This window comes from Sphaerisporangium rubeum (genome assembly GCF_014207705.1).
GTDB lineage: Bacteria > Actinomycetota > Actinomycetes > Streptosporangiales > Streptosporangiaceae > Sphaerisporangium > Sphaerisporangium rubeum.
Genome location: NZ_JACHIU010000001.1, coordinates 4,401,703 through 4,417,729 on the forward strand (window position 1 = coordinate 4,401,703; position 16,027 = coordinate 4,417,729).

Here is a 16,027-nt window from a genome sequence, read left to right on the forward strand (position 1 = left end):
GCCCCCGACGAGCCCTCGACGAGCCCTCGACGAGCCCTCGACGAGCCCCCGACGAGCACCGCACGTGCCGGACGCCACCGGTTTCCGCTGATCACACCACCACGGCACAGGAGGTACGACAAACCGATGCGTACGGTTCTGCGTTGGACGCTCGCGGCGGCGCTGGCCGCCGGCTCACTCGTGGGGGTCGGCGGCGCCATGTCGCCGGCGACCGCCTTGGAGAACGGACTGGCCCGCACGCCGCAGATGGGCTGGAACGACTGGAACACCTTCGGCTGCAACATCAACGAGACGTTGATCAAGCAGACCGCGGACGTCATGGTGTCCAGCGGCATGGCGGCGGCGGGCTACACCTACGTCAACATCGACGACTGCTGGTCGACCAAGAGCCGCAACTCCAGCGGCGACCTGGTGGCCGACCCGGCGAAGTTCCCGAGCGGCATGAAGGCCCTGGCGGACTACGTCCACGGCAAGGGGCTGAAGCTCGGCATCTACTCCTCGGCGGGGACGACGACCTGCGCGGGGTACCCGGCGAGCCTCGGCTACGAACAGCGTGACGCCGCGCTGTGGGCCTCCTGGGGGATCGACTACCTCAAGTACGACAACTGCGGCGACCACCAGGGGAAGAACGGTCAGCAGCGGTACACCGCCATGCGTGACGCGCTGGCGGCCACCGGCCGGCGCATCCTGTACAGCCTGTGCAACTGGGGCCAGGAGAACGTGTGGACCTGGGGCATGCCGGTCGGCAACTCCTGGCGCAACACCGGGGACATCCAGGCCAACTGGGGCTCGATCACCGGCATCCTGGACCGGCAGGTCGGGCTGGAGTCGTACTCGGGACCCGGCGGCTGGAACGACCCCGACATGCTGGAGGTCGGCGTCGGCTCCCTGTCGGCGACCGAGGGCCGCGCGCACTTCAGCCTGTGGGCCCTGCTGAACGCGCCGCTCATCGCCGGCAACGACATCCGGTCGATGAGCGCGGACACGCGGACGACCCTCACCAACACCGAGGTCATCGCGGTCAACCAGGACTGGGGTGGCAAGCAGGGTCACAAGATCAGTGACAGCGGCGACCTCGAGGTGTGGCGCAAGCCGATGGCCAACGGGTCGGTCGCGGTGGTGCTGCTGAACCGCGGCAGCGGCACGGCGACCGTCTCCACCACGGCCTCGGCGCTCGGCCTCGGCTCGGCGTCGTCGTTCTCGGTGCGCGACCTGTGGGCCCACTCGACCGGCTCGTCCTCCGGCTCGATCAGCGCGTCGGTCCCCGGACACGGGGCCGCCATGTACATCGTGAGCGGCGGCGGCACGCCGAACCCGACCCCCACGCCGACGCCGACCGTCACCCCCACGCCGACCCCGACCCCGACCCCGACGGCCGGCGCGGGTTCGATCAGGGGGGTCGGGTCGAACCGGTGCCTGGACGTCACCGGCTCGTCGCAGACCAACGGCGCGCAGGCGCAGATCTACGACTGCAACGGCCAGACCAGCCAGCGGTGGACCTCGACCACCTCCGGTGAACTGCGGGTGTTCGGCAACAAGTGCCTGGACGTCAACAACAGAGGCACGGCCAACGGCACCACCGTCATCATCTGGGACTGCAACGGCCAGAACAACCAGCAGTGGCGGTTCAACTCCAACGGCACCATCACCGCGGTCGGCGCGAACAAGTGCCTGGACGTGCCGAACAACGCCACCGCCAACGGGACGAAGCTCGCCATCTGGGACTGCAACGGAGGCGCGAACCAGCGCTGGACGCGCGTCTGACAGAGCACACCCTCGCCGGGGCGGCTGACCGGCCCCGGCGAGGGTGCCCCTACCCGTGAAGGGGTGGAGTCCTCCGGGCCGCCACCCCTTCACAGTGTTCAGGAGGTCAGCCGACCGTGCAGGCGGCGCCGTTGAGGGCTTTCCGGCGGATCCACAGCATGAAACTTTCAGATAGATCCTATGTTTTCATGGCTGCGAAAAGGCCCGATCCGCCTAATCTCCCGGACTGCTGGACATACCATCGGAGCCGATTTACAAAGACATCCAATGTCTCTGTGCGAAGCTCTCTTCAGGTGAGCCGGTGGAGAGCTCCGCTCGTCCCCGAAAGGCACCCCCATGTCTTCGTCCCCGTACCAGTTCACCCGTCGTGCGATGCTCGCAGGCACCGGAGGCATCGCGGCCGCGGGACTGCTCGGGATCCGCACCCCCGCGTGGGCCACCGAGGGCCCGCAGAGCTACACCGCGAGCTGGTCGTCGGTGGACCAGCACCCGCCGGCGGCCGAGTGGTTCCAGGACGCCAAGTTCGGCATCTACTTCCACTGGGGCGTCTTCAGCGTTCCGGCGTTCGCCAACGAGTGGTACCCGCGCAACATGTACAACAACGGGTCGAACGAGAACAACCACCACAAGAGCGTCTACGGCGACCCGTCGGCGTGGCCGTACCACAACTTCATCAACGGGGCGAACAACCGGGCCGGTCAGTGGGTGCAGTTCGCGCCGAAGCTGAAGTCCGCCGGGGGGAACTTCGACCCGAACGAGTGGGCCCAGTTGTTCGCCGACGCCGGCGCGAAGTTCGCCGGCCCCGTGGCCGAGCACCACGACGGCTACTCGATGTGGAACAGCTCGGTGAACGAATGGAACTCCGTCGCCACCGGCCCCCGGCTCGACCTGCTGCGGCTGCACGCCGACGCCATCCGCGCCAAGGGTCTCAAGCTCCTGGCGGCGCTGCACCACGCCTACAACTTCACCGGTTTCTACCAGTGGGCCCCGTCGCAGTCGAGCACCAGCCTGCGCAAGCTCTACGGCCAGCTCGACGTCAACGCCGAGAACCAGCTCTGGTACGACAAGCTCAGGGAGGTCGTCGACGGGTACCAGCCGGACGTCATCTGGCAGGACTTCAACCTCAGCCGCGTCCCGGAGAACCACCGGCTGAACTTCCTGGCGTACTACTACAACAAGGCCGTGTCGCTGAACAGGGACTTCGTCGCCACGTACAAGGACGGCTTCAACACCCGCGGCGAGGTCGTCGACTACGAGCGCGGCGGGCCGGCCGGCATCCAGACGCCGTACTGGCTGACCGACGACAGCATCTCCAGTTCGAGCTGGTGCTACACCAACGGCATCGGCTACTACTCGCTGAACGCCATGCTGCACTCGCTGATCGACCGGGTCAGCAAGAACGGCAACATGCTGCTGAACATCGCCCCCATGGCGGACGGCACCATCCCCTCGGGTCAGCGCACCATCCTGCTCGGCATCGGCGACTACCTGAAGCGGTTCGGCGAGTCCATCTACTCCACCCGCGCGTGGGCCGTCTTCGGCGAAGGCCCCACCCAGATGGGTGGCGGCTCGTTCGTGACGCCGCGGGCCGGTACCAACCAGGACATCCGGTTCACCCGCAGCAAGGACAACCGCGTGCTGTACGCCACCGTGCTCGGGTGGCCCGGCGGCACCTTCCACATCCCCACCCTCGGCTCCAACCGGATCAACCTGAGCACTCTGGCGTCGGTGCAGCTCCTCGGCTCCACCGCCGGCCAGTACATCGACCTGCCGTCCCGCACGCAGGACGGCTCGGGCCTGCACATCACCACGCCAGGCACCAACCCGCCGTTCAGCGCACCGGCGTACGTGGTCAAGCTGACCTTCTCCGGCACCATCCCCTCGCTCGGCTCGGGCCCCACCCCGACCGGCTGGTCCAGGATCACCAACGCCGCGACCGGCCTGGTGCTGGACAGCGGCGGCAACGTCGCCTCCGGCTCCAACGTCAAGCAGTGGAACTACGACGGCAGCAACAACCTGCAGTGGCAGCTCGTCGACCTCGGCAGCGGCTGGTACCGCATCGTCAACCGCACCAACGGCATGGTGATCGACAGCTGGGGGAACACCTCCAACGGCGCACCGGCCCGGCAGGCGGCCTGGAGCGGCAGCAACAACCAGCAGTGGCGCCTCAACAGCGTCGGCAACGGCCGCTACCAGATCGTCAACCGCGGCACGGGAACCGCGCTGGACGGCATGGGGAGCACCACCGCGGGCTCCACGGTCGCGATGTGGACCCCGAACAGCAACGCCAACAACCAGTGGACCGTCACGACCGTGTGACGTTCACGGGGTCAGGTGCCGGCGTCGCGCGACGCCGGCACCTGACGGTGCCTGGACGTCCGTCCGCCGCGGAACAGGCGGACGCGCGGAGAGAACCCCGCCGCGGAGCAGGCGGACGTGCGAAGAACCTCGCCGCGACCGGTGACCGGTCGCGGCGAGGTGCGTTTCTCAAGGGATCAGACCGTGGTGATGGTCCACTGGTTGTTGGTGCTGTTGTTCGGGGTCCACATCCCGACGGTCGAGCCGGCGCTCGTGCTTCCCATGCCGTCGAGCGCGGTTCCCGTGCCGCGGTTGATGATCTGGTAGCGGTTGTTGCCGACGCTGTTGAGGCGCCACTGCTGGTTGTTGCTGCCGCTCCAGGCCGCCTGCCGGGCCGGTGCGCCGTTGGAGGTGTTCCCCCAGCTGTCGATCACCATGCCGTTGGTGCGGTTGACGATGCGGTACCAGCCGCTGCCGAGGTCGACGAGCTGCCACTGCAGGTTGTTGCTGCCGTCGTAGTTCCACTGCTTGACGTTGGAGCCGGAGGCGACGTTGCCGCCGCTGTCCAGCACCAGGCCGCTGGTGGCGTTGGTGATCCGCGAGTACCCCGTGGGGGTGGTGCTCGCGGTGGTCACGCGCAGCGACGCGATGGCGTCGTTGTTGCCGGTGTTGCTCAGGTTGGCGTTGTCGGCGGTGAAGGTCCAGCTCGTGCCGGAGAAGTTGTCGCCTGCGAAGGCCGTCACCTGGTAGCCGCTGGTGACGCGCAGGGAGGAGATGGTTCGCAGGCCGATGCCGAGGGCCTGGAGCTGCGCGGCCGTGTAGTCCCCTGTCGGCAGGGACGCGCTGGCGCCGGCGTAGTTGGTGTCGGCGTAGACGGTGGCCACGCCGGTCGGGGGGTTGCCTCCCTGGCCGGTCGCGCGGTAAGTGCGGCCCGCGGCACCGGTCAGCCGGATGACGTCGGACTCGGGCTTGGTGACGGTGACCGCCTCGCCGGTCGAGGTGTCCACCACCTGGTAGGTGCCGGTGAACAGGCGGCTGCGCACGTTGACCGTGCCGTCGCGGTCGAACTTGACGAGGATCTCACTCGGCGAGCCGGAGCTCCAGGTGGTGTCCACGGTGTAGCCGCCGCGGCCCCGCAGGCCCTGGACCTTGCCGCTCGGCCACGCCGACGGCAGCGCCGGCAGCACGTGCAGCTCACCGTTGTGGCTCTGCAGCAGCATCTCGGCGATGCCGGACGTCGCGCCGAAGTTGCCGTCGATCTGGAACGGCGGGTGAAGGTCGAACATGTTCGGCGCGAGCCTGGACGTGGTCACCAGCAGGCGGATGAGGGTGTGCGCGCGTGCGCCTTCCTCCATGCGGGCCCAGTAGTTGATCTTCCAGGCGAGCGACCATCCGGTGCCGTCGTCGCCGCGCAGCTCCAGCGTGCGGCGCGCGGCGGTGTACAGCGACGGGGTGCCGCGCTTGGTGATCTGGTTGCTCGGGTGCAGGCCGTACAGGTGGGAGATGTGCCGGTGGTTCGGCTCGGTCTCCACCCAGTCGTACAGCCACTCCATGATGTTGCCGCGCGAGCCGACCTTCATCGGGGGGAGCCGGTCCCTGGCGGCGAGCACTCTGGTGCGGAAGTCGGAGTCGACGCCGAGCACCTGGCTGGCCTGCGCGACACCGTTGAACAGGTCGCGGAGGATCTGGTTGTCCATCGTCGGGCCCGCGCACACGCTGACCCCCGAGTGGTGGGGCAGCTCAGGCGAGTTCGACGGGTTGGTGACGAGGTAGCCGAGGCTCGGCTCGTTCACCAGGGTGTCGAGGAAGAACTGCGCCGCACCCTTCATCGCCGGGTAGTACTGCTGCAGGAACGCCTGGTCCCCGGTGAACTGGTAGTGGTCCCATATCAGGGTGGACAGCCACGCGCCGCCGGTCTGCCACATGCCCCACAGCGCGCCGTCCACGACGGACGTGGCCCGCCAGCCGTCGGTGTTGTGGTGGGTGACCCAGCCGCCGGCGTTGTACTGGACGCGTGCCGTTCGCGCGCCGGTGACCGTCAGGTCGTTGATCATCTTGAAGACCGGGTCGAAGCACTCCGACAGGTTCGTGGTGTCGGCCGGCCAGTAGTTCATCGGCAGGTTCGCGTTGATCGTGTACTTGGAGTCCCACGACGGGGCCAGCGAGTCGTTCCAGATGCCCTGCAGGTTGGCCGGCTGCGTCCCGGGCCGTGAGGAGGAGATCAGCAGGTATCTGCCGAACTGGAACAACAGCACCGAGAACTGCGGGTCGGTGGTGTTGTTGTGCTGCGCGATCCGCACGTCGGTCGGCTGGTCGGCCGCGGACGTGCGGCCGAGGTCCAGGCTCGTGCGGCCGAACAACGCCTGGTAGTCGGCCACGTGCCGGGCCCGCAGGTCGTCGTAGGTCCTGCCGAGCGCCGCGTTGAGATAGTTGCGCGCGATGCCCTGGTAGTCGCCGCCGACGTTGGTGTAGTTGACGTAGCTGGTGCCGATGGAGATCAGCAAGGTGACGCTGTTGGCGTTCCGCACCTGCAGTGTGCCGCCGGAGCTGCTGACGGTGCCGCCGTCGGCGACGGCCCTCGCCAGCGCGAGGAACCGCACCGAGCCCGTCTTGCCCTCGAAGTTGCCGGAGACGCCGTTCAGGCCCACCGACAGGTTGTCCGGGCTGGTGCGCGTCGTGCTCTGCGGGCTGTCGAACGTCGCGGAGAACGTGATGGAGCCGGTCCGGTCGGCGGTCAGGCGGATGGCGATGACCTGGTCGGGTGCGCTGGCGAACGTCTCACGCCGGTACCGCACGCCGTTCTGCAGGTACGTCGTCACCGTGGTCGCCGTGGTCAGGTCGAGCAGGCGGTTGTACTCCGACACCCCGCTCCCGCCGGCCCCGAAGGTGAGCCGGATGTTGCCGACGGTCTGGTAGGCGAGCTGCCCGGCGGGGCTGCCGAGCATGTTCTGGTCGATCAGGGTCTGCGCCTGGCTCCACTGGTTGTTGAAGACGGCCTGCCTGATCTGTGCCAGCGCTCCGGCGCCTCGGGTGTTGCTCTGGTCGTACGGCCCGCCGGCCCAGACGGTGTCCTCGTTGAGCTGCAGGCGCTCCACGTCGACGTTGCCGAACACCATGGCGCCGAGGCGGCCGTTGCCGATGGGAAGGGCCCGCAGCCAGTCGGTGCCGGCGCCTGCGTTGTACCAGAGCGCCAGGTCGTTGGCCGCCGCCACCTGCGCGGGAGGAGCGGAGGCGGCGTTCGCGGTGGCCGTCCACTGCAACGGCACCAGCGCCGCTCCGGCGCCGGCGGCGCCGAAGCGGAACAGCTGCCTACGCGAAAAGTCGGACATAGAAGTTCTCCATCGCGGGAGGGGGTGCGGATGGGCTGACGTCCCGGCGGCCACGGCACGTGCCGCCGGGAGTCAGAGTCATGCGACTGGTGAACCGGTCACCGGGACACGTCAGACACGCGTCCACTTCTGGTTGGTGCCGCCGTGGCAGGACCAGATGTGGAGCCTGGAGCCGTTGGCAGTGCCGGCTCCGCTGACGTCCAGGCACTTGTTGGCGCCGACGGCGGTGATGCTGCCGTCGGAGTTGAAGCGCCACTTCTGGTTGTTCTGGCCGTTGCAGTCCCAGATGATGACCGCGCTGCCGTCGGCGGTGCCGCCGCCGTTCACGTCGAGGCACTTGTTGCCGTAGACCCGCAGCTCACTGGCGGCCGTGGAGGTCCAGCGCTGGCTGGTCTGGCCGTTGCAGTCCCAGATCACGATCTGCGCGCCGTTGGAGGTGGAGTTGTTGGTGGGCTGCAGGCACCGTCCCGATCCGACACCGCGGATCGCGGTGGTGGTCCCGGCCGTCGGGGTGGGGGTGGGAGTCGGGGTCGGCGTGGGGGTCGGGGTCGGGGTCGGCGTGGGGGTCGGGGTCGGGTTCGGGCCGCTGAACTCCTTGATGCGGATGTTGCGGTAGGAGACCTGGTCGGTGCCGCCGTGTTCCTGGATCCCGATGTAGCCCTGCTGCAGGGAGCGGACCGGGTCGGTGTTGGTGAAGTCGTTGATCTTGGAGCCGTTGAGGAACACCTGCAGGCGCTCACCCTCGACCAGCAACTCGAACGTGTTCCACTGACCGGGGGGGTTGAGCGCGGCGTCACGAGCGGCGATGTCGGCGGACTTGAATCCGTAGACCGCGCCGGTGGTCTTGTCAGCGGAGTCGGTCGCGTCGATCTGGACCTCGTGGCCGGTGTCCAGCGCGGTCTGCGGGTTGGTGGTGGGGGGGAACCCGATGATGACACCGGAGTTGGAGTCACCGGTGATGCGGAAGTCCAGCTTGAGGGAGTACGAACCGAACTCCTTGGCGTTGTACCACAGCATCCCCATGCCACCCTGCGAGGTCAGCGTGGCGTCGCTGTTGGTGAACGACCCCGGGCCGGTCTGGGTCCAGCCGTTGGTGGAGCCGTTGTACAGGGTGGTGTAGCCGCTCTCGGGCCGGCAGTCGGCCTTGGCGGCCCCCGCGGCGTACCGGATGCCGCCGAGCAGCAAGGTGCGGAACGCGCTGTCGGAGTAGGACTGCTGGGTGTGGCCGAGGCCGGTGTAGAACGAGCGGCCCGCGGACTGCGGGTGACACCAGGTGATGGGGTGGTCGGAGCCCATGCCGCCGCCGCTGTAGCTGCTCTCGTCGAGGTTCTGCAGCACGCGGTTGGTGGAGCGCGGGTTGGTGCGGAAGTTGTACCACTCGTCGCTGCGCGACCAGGTCGCGCCGAGGTGCGAGGTGGCGGGGTGCGCGCGGTTCTCGGTGCGCACGGTGGCCGTCTGGATCGCGGGGTGGCTGTTGAACCACGCGCCGACCAGGGTGCCGTAGTACGGCCAGTCGTACTCGGTGTCGGCCGCGGCGTGGATACCCATGTAGCCGCCGCCGCCGTCGACGAACGACTGGAACGCGCTCTGCTGAGTGCTGTTCAGCACGTCACCGGTGGTGCTGAGGAAGATCACCGCCTTGTACTGCGAGAGATTGGAGGCGGTGAAGGCGTTGGAGTCCTCGGTGGCGTCGACGGTGAAGTCGTTGGCGTTGCCGAGGTCACGGATGGCCTGGATGCCGGTGGGGATGGAGTCGTGCCGGAACCCGGCGGTCTTGGAGAACACCAGCACCTTGAACGCCGCGGCCTGCGCCGGGACGACGGAGACGGCGGCGGTCAGCACGGCGGCGACGGCCGTCGCCACGAGACTGGATCGTCGGAACATGGAGGTCCTTTCGCGATGCCAGGCACGGCCCCGCGGGTGGGGGCCGTGCCGGGTGTCACATCCGTTGGTGATCGAGGTGCGGTCGAAACCGGATGGTGTGACGGCCCCCCGCAGGAACGACCTGCGGGGGGTTTCCTGCCGGCGGTGCGCCTGCAGGGGGTGGTGCTACACGCGGGTCCACTTCTGGCCGTTCCCGCCGTTGCAGGTCCAGATGCGGGCCGTGGTGCCGTTGGCGGTGGCACCCACGTCCAGGCACTTGTTCGCGCCGACGGCGGTGATGCTGCCGTCGGAGTTCAGGCGCCACTTCTGGTTGTTCTGGCCGTTGCAGTCCCAGATGATCACCGCGGTGCCGTCGGCCGTGCCCGCGCCGTTCACGTCGAGACACTTGTTGCCGTAGACCCGCAGTTCGGTGGCCGCCGTCGACGTCCACTTCTGGTTGTTGCCGGAGTTGCAGTCCCAGATGATCACCGCGGCGCCGTTGTTCTGCGACGCGCCGTTCACATCGAGACACCGGTTGGACGCCACACCGCGCAGCTGGCTCGTGCCACCCGGCGTCGGCGTCACCGTCGGCGTCGGCGTCGGCGTCGGACTGGGGGTGGTGCCGCTGTCGATGGTGAAGGCGTCCAGGTCGAACAGGTAGCCGTTTCCGGTGGCCCCGCGGAACACCAGGTACAGCGTGGTCGTCCCGGACGGCGCGCCGCTGAGCGACGCCGTCACGTCGGCGAAGGTCTCCCAGCTTCCGGTCACCCCGACCGTCGCGGTACCGAGCAGCGTGCCGGTCGCGGAACCGGCCCGCACCTCGATGCGGCCACCGGCACCGGCCGACGACACCCGCGCGGTGAACCTGTTGGCTCCGCTCAGGTTGTAGGGCTGGAAGGAGATCCAGTCACCGTCGTCGGTGAACCCGATCGTCTTCCCACCCTCGGCGCTGGTGTGGTCGGCCGTCTGGATGCCCTGCTGGTTGCCGAAGTGCTCGGCCTGGCGGTGGCGCGGCTGCAGCGTGCGGGTGCTGGTCGTGGTCAGGCCGCCGCTGTCGGTGTAGGACGCCACGAACAACCCGTACAGGTTGGCCCCCGCCTCGTGCTCACCGTCGACCGGGACCGTGATCGATCCACTGCACCCGTCCTTCCCGGTGATCTGGTGGCTGTGGCTGTCGTGACCGAGGAAGTAGGTCACCGTGACCTTCGAGCAGTCCAGCGCACCGTCCTCGGCGTCGCTACCGGTGACCTGGAACGGCACCGTGTCGCCGAAGGCGAACAACTGGCCGTCTCCCGGCGACGACAGCGACAGCGACGGCGCGGTGTTGCCGACCGTGACGATCACACTGGCGGTGCCGGTGAGCCCCTGCGGGTCGCGTACCGTCAGCGTCGCGGTGTACGTCCCGTTGCTGGTGTAGGTCTTCGACGGGTTCGCCGACGTGGAGGACGTGCCGTCACCGAAGTTCCACGAGTACGACAGGGCTCCACCCTCGGGGTCGGAGCTGCCGGCCGAGGAGAAGTTCACCGTCAGCGGCGCGGCGCCGGAGGTCTTGTCCACCGCCGCACGCGCGATCGGGTTGCGGTTGCCGGCGCCGATGTACTCGATGCGGAACAGCGCCTGGTTGTTGCTCCCGGTGCCGTAGTCCAGCACGTACAGCGCGCCGTCGGGACCGAACGCCATGTCCATGACCTGCGTGCCGTTCCACGGGAACGCCGAGATCTCACCGTAGCCGCCGGAGGACGTCACCTCGATCGCCTTGATCCAGCGCCGTCCGTACTCACCGGCGAAGAACCGGCCGTTCAGCGACTGCGGGAACTTGATCGTGGAGCTGAGGTTCGGGTCGAACCGGTACACCGGCCCACCCATCGGCGACTCCGAGCCGCTGCCGAACTCCGACGGCGAACCCGAGTCACCGGCGTACCGGATCCACGCCGGCTTGGCCGCCGGCAACGTGGTCAGACCGGTGTTGCGGAACGAGTTGTTGGTGGGACCACCCGAGCAGTTGAACTTGCCGGCGGACGGGCCACTCGGGAAGGTCCACTCGCCGTAGGTCTCGTTGCCGGAGTTGCTGCCGGTGCAGTACGGCCATCCGTAGAAGCCCGGCCCGGTGACCCGGTTGAACTCCACCTGGCCGCTCGGTCCGCGGGTGCCGTCGGTCACGCCGGAGTCGGGGCCGTAGTCGCCGAGATACACGACGCCGGTGCCCTTGTCGACGCTCATCCGGAACGGGTTGCGGAACCCCATCGCGTAGATCTCCGGCCGGGTCCTCGCGGTGCCGGGGGCGAACATGTTCCCGCTGGGGATGGTGTAGCTGCCGTCGTCCTGCGGCTTGATCCGCAGCAACTTGCCGCGCAGGTCGTTGGAGTTGGCCGCCGACCGCTGCGCGTCGTACTGCGGGTTGCGGTTGGTCCGCTCGTCCAGCGGAGAGTACCCCGACGACTCGAACGGGTTGGTGTCGTCTCCGGTGGTCAGGTACAGGTTCCCCTGCGCGTCGAAGTCGATGTCACCACCCACGTGACAGCACTGGCCCCGGTCGTTGGCGACCCGGAGCACGACCTTCTCGCTGGCCATGTCCAATGTGTCGTCGGACTTGAGGGTGAACCGGGACAGGTACAGCTCACCTTTCCACTGGTCGAACTGCGACTGGGTGCCGGTCGCCGGAGCGTCACCGGTCGGGGTGCTCAGCCGCGGCGAGTAGTACAGCCACACCCACCGGTTGGTCGCGAAGTTCGGGTCGACCGCTACTCCCTGCAGACCCTCCTCGTCGTGGGAGTAGACGTTCAGCTTCCCGGCGACCTTCGTGCTGCCGGACGCGGTCGTCACCCGCAGTGTGCCGTCACGCGCGGTGTGCAGCACCGAACGGTTCGGCATCACCGCGAGCGACATCGCCTCACCCAGCGCCGAGCTCCCCGTCGCCAGCCTCACCTGCTGATAGTCAGACGCCGGAACTGGAGCCGCCACCGCGGCAGGGGCATTGATGGAGAGGGCTACCGGAGTGACCAGCGCCAACGTGGCCAACGCATGAAGCCACGGACGTCGGAACATAGGGGACGTTCCTTCCTGACGTGAACAGTTCAGTCAGGCAAGGCGCGCGCCGTCGCGCTGTTGCCGGAAAGAAGTGGAGTATCGACCGCGCCGACTCGGTCTCAGGGACCCGATGTTAAGGGGACGTTTCCGAGTGTCAAGGGCCGCCGATACCGGCCCGTCAGGCCGCGGATCGGGTCCGTCCCGGCCACGCGGAACACCCTTCCCCGTACCAGGAGTTTCACCGCGGAACGTGGCTCGCGGGTGCCTGGCCGCCGGGAGAAGTGGTGGCGGCGCCGTGTGCCTGAGCTGAAAATTTCAGCTGAGACATAGGATGTTAGCGCGTATCAAATCATCGGTACTTCCAGGGATCAAGGCGTGACACGGGCTTTCGGCTTGGTCGGCCAACTTGGGCTTCACACGCCGGCTCTGGACAACGAGCGGCTCAGGCCTTTAGAAAACATCCCATGTTGATGTCCCCACTCCGGAGTCGCCTCTCGCCGTGAGAGAGGACCGGTCCGGTCGCGCACGTGCCGGTGACGCGCGGGCCGGCCGCGGCTGACAACCGCGGCCGTTCCTCGCGCGCACATGCTCCCGTCCGCCCGTCCGGCGAGCCCGCCGCGGTGCCGTCGACGCCGACTTCGGCCCGCAGGCGGGTCGCCACTCGCCGGGGTACGGGCGGACGGGTCCCGGCTCGCCGTGGCTACACGTCCAGGTCGTAGACCCGTGCCGCGGTTCCCCCGAACACGGCGGCACGCTCCGCCGGTGTGAGGCCGGCCCGGTCGAGCAGCGCCGTCACCGTCTCCGACCACTGCGTGAGCGTGCCCCCGAGGAGACAGACCGGCCAGTCGGAGCCGAACATCAACCGGCCGGGGCCGAACGCCTCCAGCGCGACGCCGACATACGGCCACATGTCCTCGGTACTCCAGCCGGGGGACGCCTCCGTCATGAGACCGGACACCTTGGCCGTCACATTGGGCTCCGCGGCGAGCTCACGGATCAGGCCGGCCCACGGGTCGAGCTCTCCGGCCGCGATCGGCGGCTTGGCCAGGTGGTCGAGCACGAAGCCCAGGTGCGGCAGCGCGCGCACGGTCTCGATCGCCGCGGGCAACTGGTGCGGCAGGACGAGCAGGTCGTAGACGAGCCCGGCCTCGGCCACCCGCCGCAGGCCCTCGCGCACGTCGTCTCGCGCCAGCCACCGCGGGTCGGGCTCCCCCTGCACCAGGTGGCGGATCCCGCGCAGCAGGCCGCCGCCGGGGCCGGCGGTGAGCGCGGCGAGCTCGTCGGCGAGGCCGGGACCGGTCAGGTCGGCCCAGCCCACCACCGCGGCGACGGTGTCCGACCGCGCCGCCGCGTCGAGGAACTCGCGGGTCTCGTCCAGGTCGGGGAGGACCTGCACCAGGACGGAACGGTCGATCCCGGCCTTCGCCGTCTCGGCGGCGTGGTCGGCGACGGAGAAGTCACGGTTGATGAGCGCCATGTGCGGGGGTTCCAGCCATGCCTGCGGCCGCAGAGACAGGTCCCAGATGTGATGGTGCGCGTCGATTCGGGTCACAGTGCGTCCAGCGCCTCTCGTGCGAGTTGCCTCAGTGGCCTGCCGGTGGCCGCGGCCAGTCTCACCAGGTCGTCGTGCTCGGGTTTGACCCCCCACGGGCCGTGCTTCATGCGCACGTCCTGGCCGTGCAGGCGCACGGTCTCGAAGTGACGCGGCAGCGCGACCTTGTCCACCACACCGCGCCGCAGTCCGAGGCTGCCGGTCTCGGCGAGCACGAGCTCCTCCAGGCGGCCCGCGAGTTCCGGCGGGGTGAGCACGTGCAGGACGTGCGCGGGACGGGTCTTCTTCATGACGGCGGGGGTGACCCACGCGTCGGCGGCCCCGGCGGCGAGCGCGCGCTCGATCACGTGACCGAGGACCTCGCCGGTCACGTCGTCGAGGTTCGCCGACAGCACGACCTGCTGTGTGGTCTCGGCGGTGGGTTCCCCGAGCATGGCGACGACGACGTTGGGCCGGCCGGGGACCTCGCGCGTGCCGGCGCCGTACCCGGTGGCGCGCAGCGTCATCTCCGGCGCGGGGCCGTAGTCCGCGCCGGCGGCGCGCAGCAGCGCGGCCCCGGTCGGGGTGACGGCCTCCCCCGCCGCGCCGCCGCGCACGACGGCCCCCTGGAGCAGGGCCAGCGTGGCGGGGGCCGGTACGGGGAGCACGCCGTGGCGGGTGCGCACCGTGCCGCCGCCGAGCGGAAGCGGCGCGCAGTGGACGCGCGTGACGCCGAGGTCGCGGAGCGCCGCCGCGCAGCCGACGATGTCGATCAGTGTGTCGTGGCCGCCGAGCTCGTGCAGGTGCACGCCGGCGGCGGGGACACCGTGCAGCCTGCCTTCGACCTCGGCGATCGCGGTGAGCGCCGCTTCGGCGACCGGCAGGCCGGCCCGGGCCGCCATCGCGATCAGCTCCGCCGCGGGACGCTCGGTGGCGTCGTCCTCGACCTCGACGCGGAAACGTACGGCGACCAGCGGCCCGGTGCGTACCTGCTCGGCCTCCACCCGCCACCCGGTCAGCCCCGTCAGTGCGACGGCGCGGCGTACGGCGTCGAGTGACGCGCCGGCGTCGAGCAGCGCGGCGAGCAGCATGTCCCCCGCGAGGCCGCCGAACGGGTTCAGGCTGAGGATCATCCCGGTCTCCTGGTCAGGCGGAAGGCGGCGAGCGCGGCGCCGAACCCCGAGTCGATGTTGACCACGGTGATCCCCGCCGCGCAGGAGGTGAGCATCGCCAGCAGGGCCGTGACGCCTTCGAGCGCCGCGCCGTACCCGGTGGAGGTCGGCACGGCGATCACCGGTGTCTCCACGAGCCCGCCGACGACGCTGGCGAGCGCTCCCTCCATGCCGGCGATCACGATCACGCTGTCGGCCGCGCGCAGGTCGGGGACGGCGGCCAGCACGCGGTGCAGGCCCGCCACCCCGACGTCGCGCACCACCGTCGTGCGCAGCCCGAGCGCGGTGGCGACGGCGGCGGCCTCGGCGGCCACCGGGCCGTCGGAGGTCCCCGCGGTGACCACGGCCACGGTGTGTCCCGCCGGAGCGGCCTCGCGCCAGGTGAGCAGGCGTGCGTCCGGGTCGTGCCGGCCACCGGGGACGGCCGCGAGCACGTCGGCGGCCACGCCGGGTTCGACGCGTGTCACAAGGACCGGCCCGGTGTTCCTGCCGAGCAGCGTGGTGACGATGCCGGTGATCTCGTCCACCTGTTTGCCGGGCCCGTAGACGACCTCAGGCAGACCTTGGCGGGCCTCGCGGCCGAGGTCCACCCGCGCGTACCCGAGGTCGAGCGACTCGCTCATGCGGGGACGACGAAACCTATGGTCAGCAGCAGGTTGGCGTACAGCCGCTCGTCGCCGGTCGCCACCGCGAACGCCACGTCCGGCCCCTTCGCCGCCTCGTAGAAGGCCTGCCGTGGCAGCGGCTCGACCGGCAGGGCCGGGCCGAGCAGGTCGCGGTAACGGCCGAGGACACCGGGTTCACCGCCGTCGTCGGGACGCATGGAGTGCACCGCCTCCAGCGGCACGGCGTCCACGAGCACCTCCAGGACGTCGTCGACGCGGACCATGCCGGGACGCAGGTTCAGGTGGATCACCGGCGCACCGGCGCGGACGTTGGTGGCGTGCGCGTAGTTGGCGTCGGCGAGAAGGACACGGGACCCGTGGCCGGTCGCCGCGAGCGCGCCGAGCAGCGGCGGGTGGAGAAGGGGATAGCGGAGCACT

Annotated in this window: 9 protein-coding genes; 2 read left to right on the forward strand and 7 right to left on the reverse strand. The window is 69.5% G+C overall.

Features of this window, described 5'->3' with window-relative positions; all coding sequences use genetic code 11:
• Nucleotides 1–126 precede the first annotated feature (126 nt).
• Nucleotides 127–1,764: a lectin gene (locus BJ992_RS18905; protein WP_184982806.1), complete on the forward strand. Its 1,638-nt coding sequence runs from the start codon at nucleotides 127–129 to the stop codon at nucleotides 1,762–1,764.
• A gap of 336 nt (nucleotides 1,765–2,100) precedes the next feature.
• Nucleotides 2,101–4,083 (forward strand): alpha-L-fucosidase, encoded by a 1,983-nt coding sequence (locus BJ992_RS32970; RefSeq protein WP_184982808.1) that lies wholly within the window; start codon nucleotides 2,101–2,103, stop codon nucleotides 4,081–4,083.
• Between the two features lie 176 nt (nucleotides 4,084–4,259).
• On the opposite strand, the gene BJ992_RS18915 is transcribed toward BJ992_RS32970, so the two are convergent.
• From BJ992_RS18915 to BJ992_RS18945, 7 genes are all read right to left on the reverse strand, one after another.
• Nucleotides 4,260–7,391 carry a glycosyl hydrolase family 95 catalytic domain-containing protein gene (locus BJ992_RS18915; protein WP_184982810.1) on the reverse strand — a complete coding sequence of 1,044 codons (3,132 nt, stop codon included), beginning with the start codon at nucleotides 7,389–7,391 and terminating at the stop codon, nucleotides 4,260–4,262.
• A 111-nt stretch (nucleotides 7,392–7,502) separates the two neighbouring features.
• A complete protein-coding gene (locus BJ992_RS32975) occupies nucleotides 7,503–9,275 on the reverse strand; it encodes a ThuA domain-containing protein (protein WP_184982812.1) in 1,773 nt (590 codons plus the stop codon).
• A 165-nt stretch (nucleotides 9,276–9,440) separates the two neighbouring features.
• Nucleotides 9,441–12,179, reverse strand: coding sequence for a PQQ-dependent sugar dehydrogenase (locus BJ992_RS18925; protein ID WP_221474891.1), 2,739 nt, complete (start codon nucleotides 12,177–12,179; stop codon nucleotides 9,441–9,443).
• An 802-nt stretch (nucleotides 12,180–12,981) separates the two neighbouring features.
• Nucleotides 12,982–13,833, reverse strand: a complete 852-nt coding sequence (locus BJ992_RS18930; RefSeq protein ID WP_184982816.1) for an amidohydrolase family protein — start codon at nucleotides 13,831–13,833, stop codon at nucleotides 12,982–12,984.
• Entirely contained in the window at nucleotides 13,830–14,945 is a 1,116-nt protein-coding gene (gene larC / locus BJ992_RS18935; RefSeq protein WP_184982824.1) for a nickel pincer cofactor biosynthesis protein LarC, read from the reverse strand. Before larC ends, BJ992_RS18930 begins: the two co-directional genes overlap by 4 nt.
• On the reverse strand, nucleotides 14,942–15,607 hold the full coding sequence (gene larB, locus BJ992_RS18940) for a nickel pincer cofactor biosynthesis protein LarB (protein WP_184982831.1): 666 nt from the start codon (nucleotides 15,605–15,607) through the stop codon (nucleotides 14,942–14,944). The genes larC and larB overlap by 4 nt, the downstream gene beginning before the upstream one ends.
• Nucleotides 15,604–16,026, reverse strand: coding sequence for an RbsD/FucU domain-containing protein (locus BJ992_RS18945; protein WP_184982833.1), 423 nt, complete (start codon nucleotides 16,024–16,026; stop codon nucleotides 15,604–15,606). The genes larB and BJ992_RS18945 overlap by 4 nt, the downstream gene beginning before the upstream one ends.
• Nucleotide 16,027: the final 1 nt, after the last annotated feature.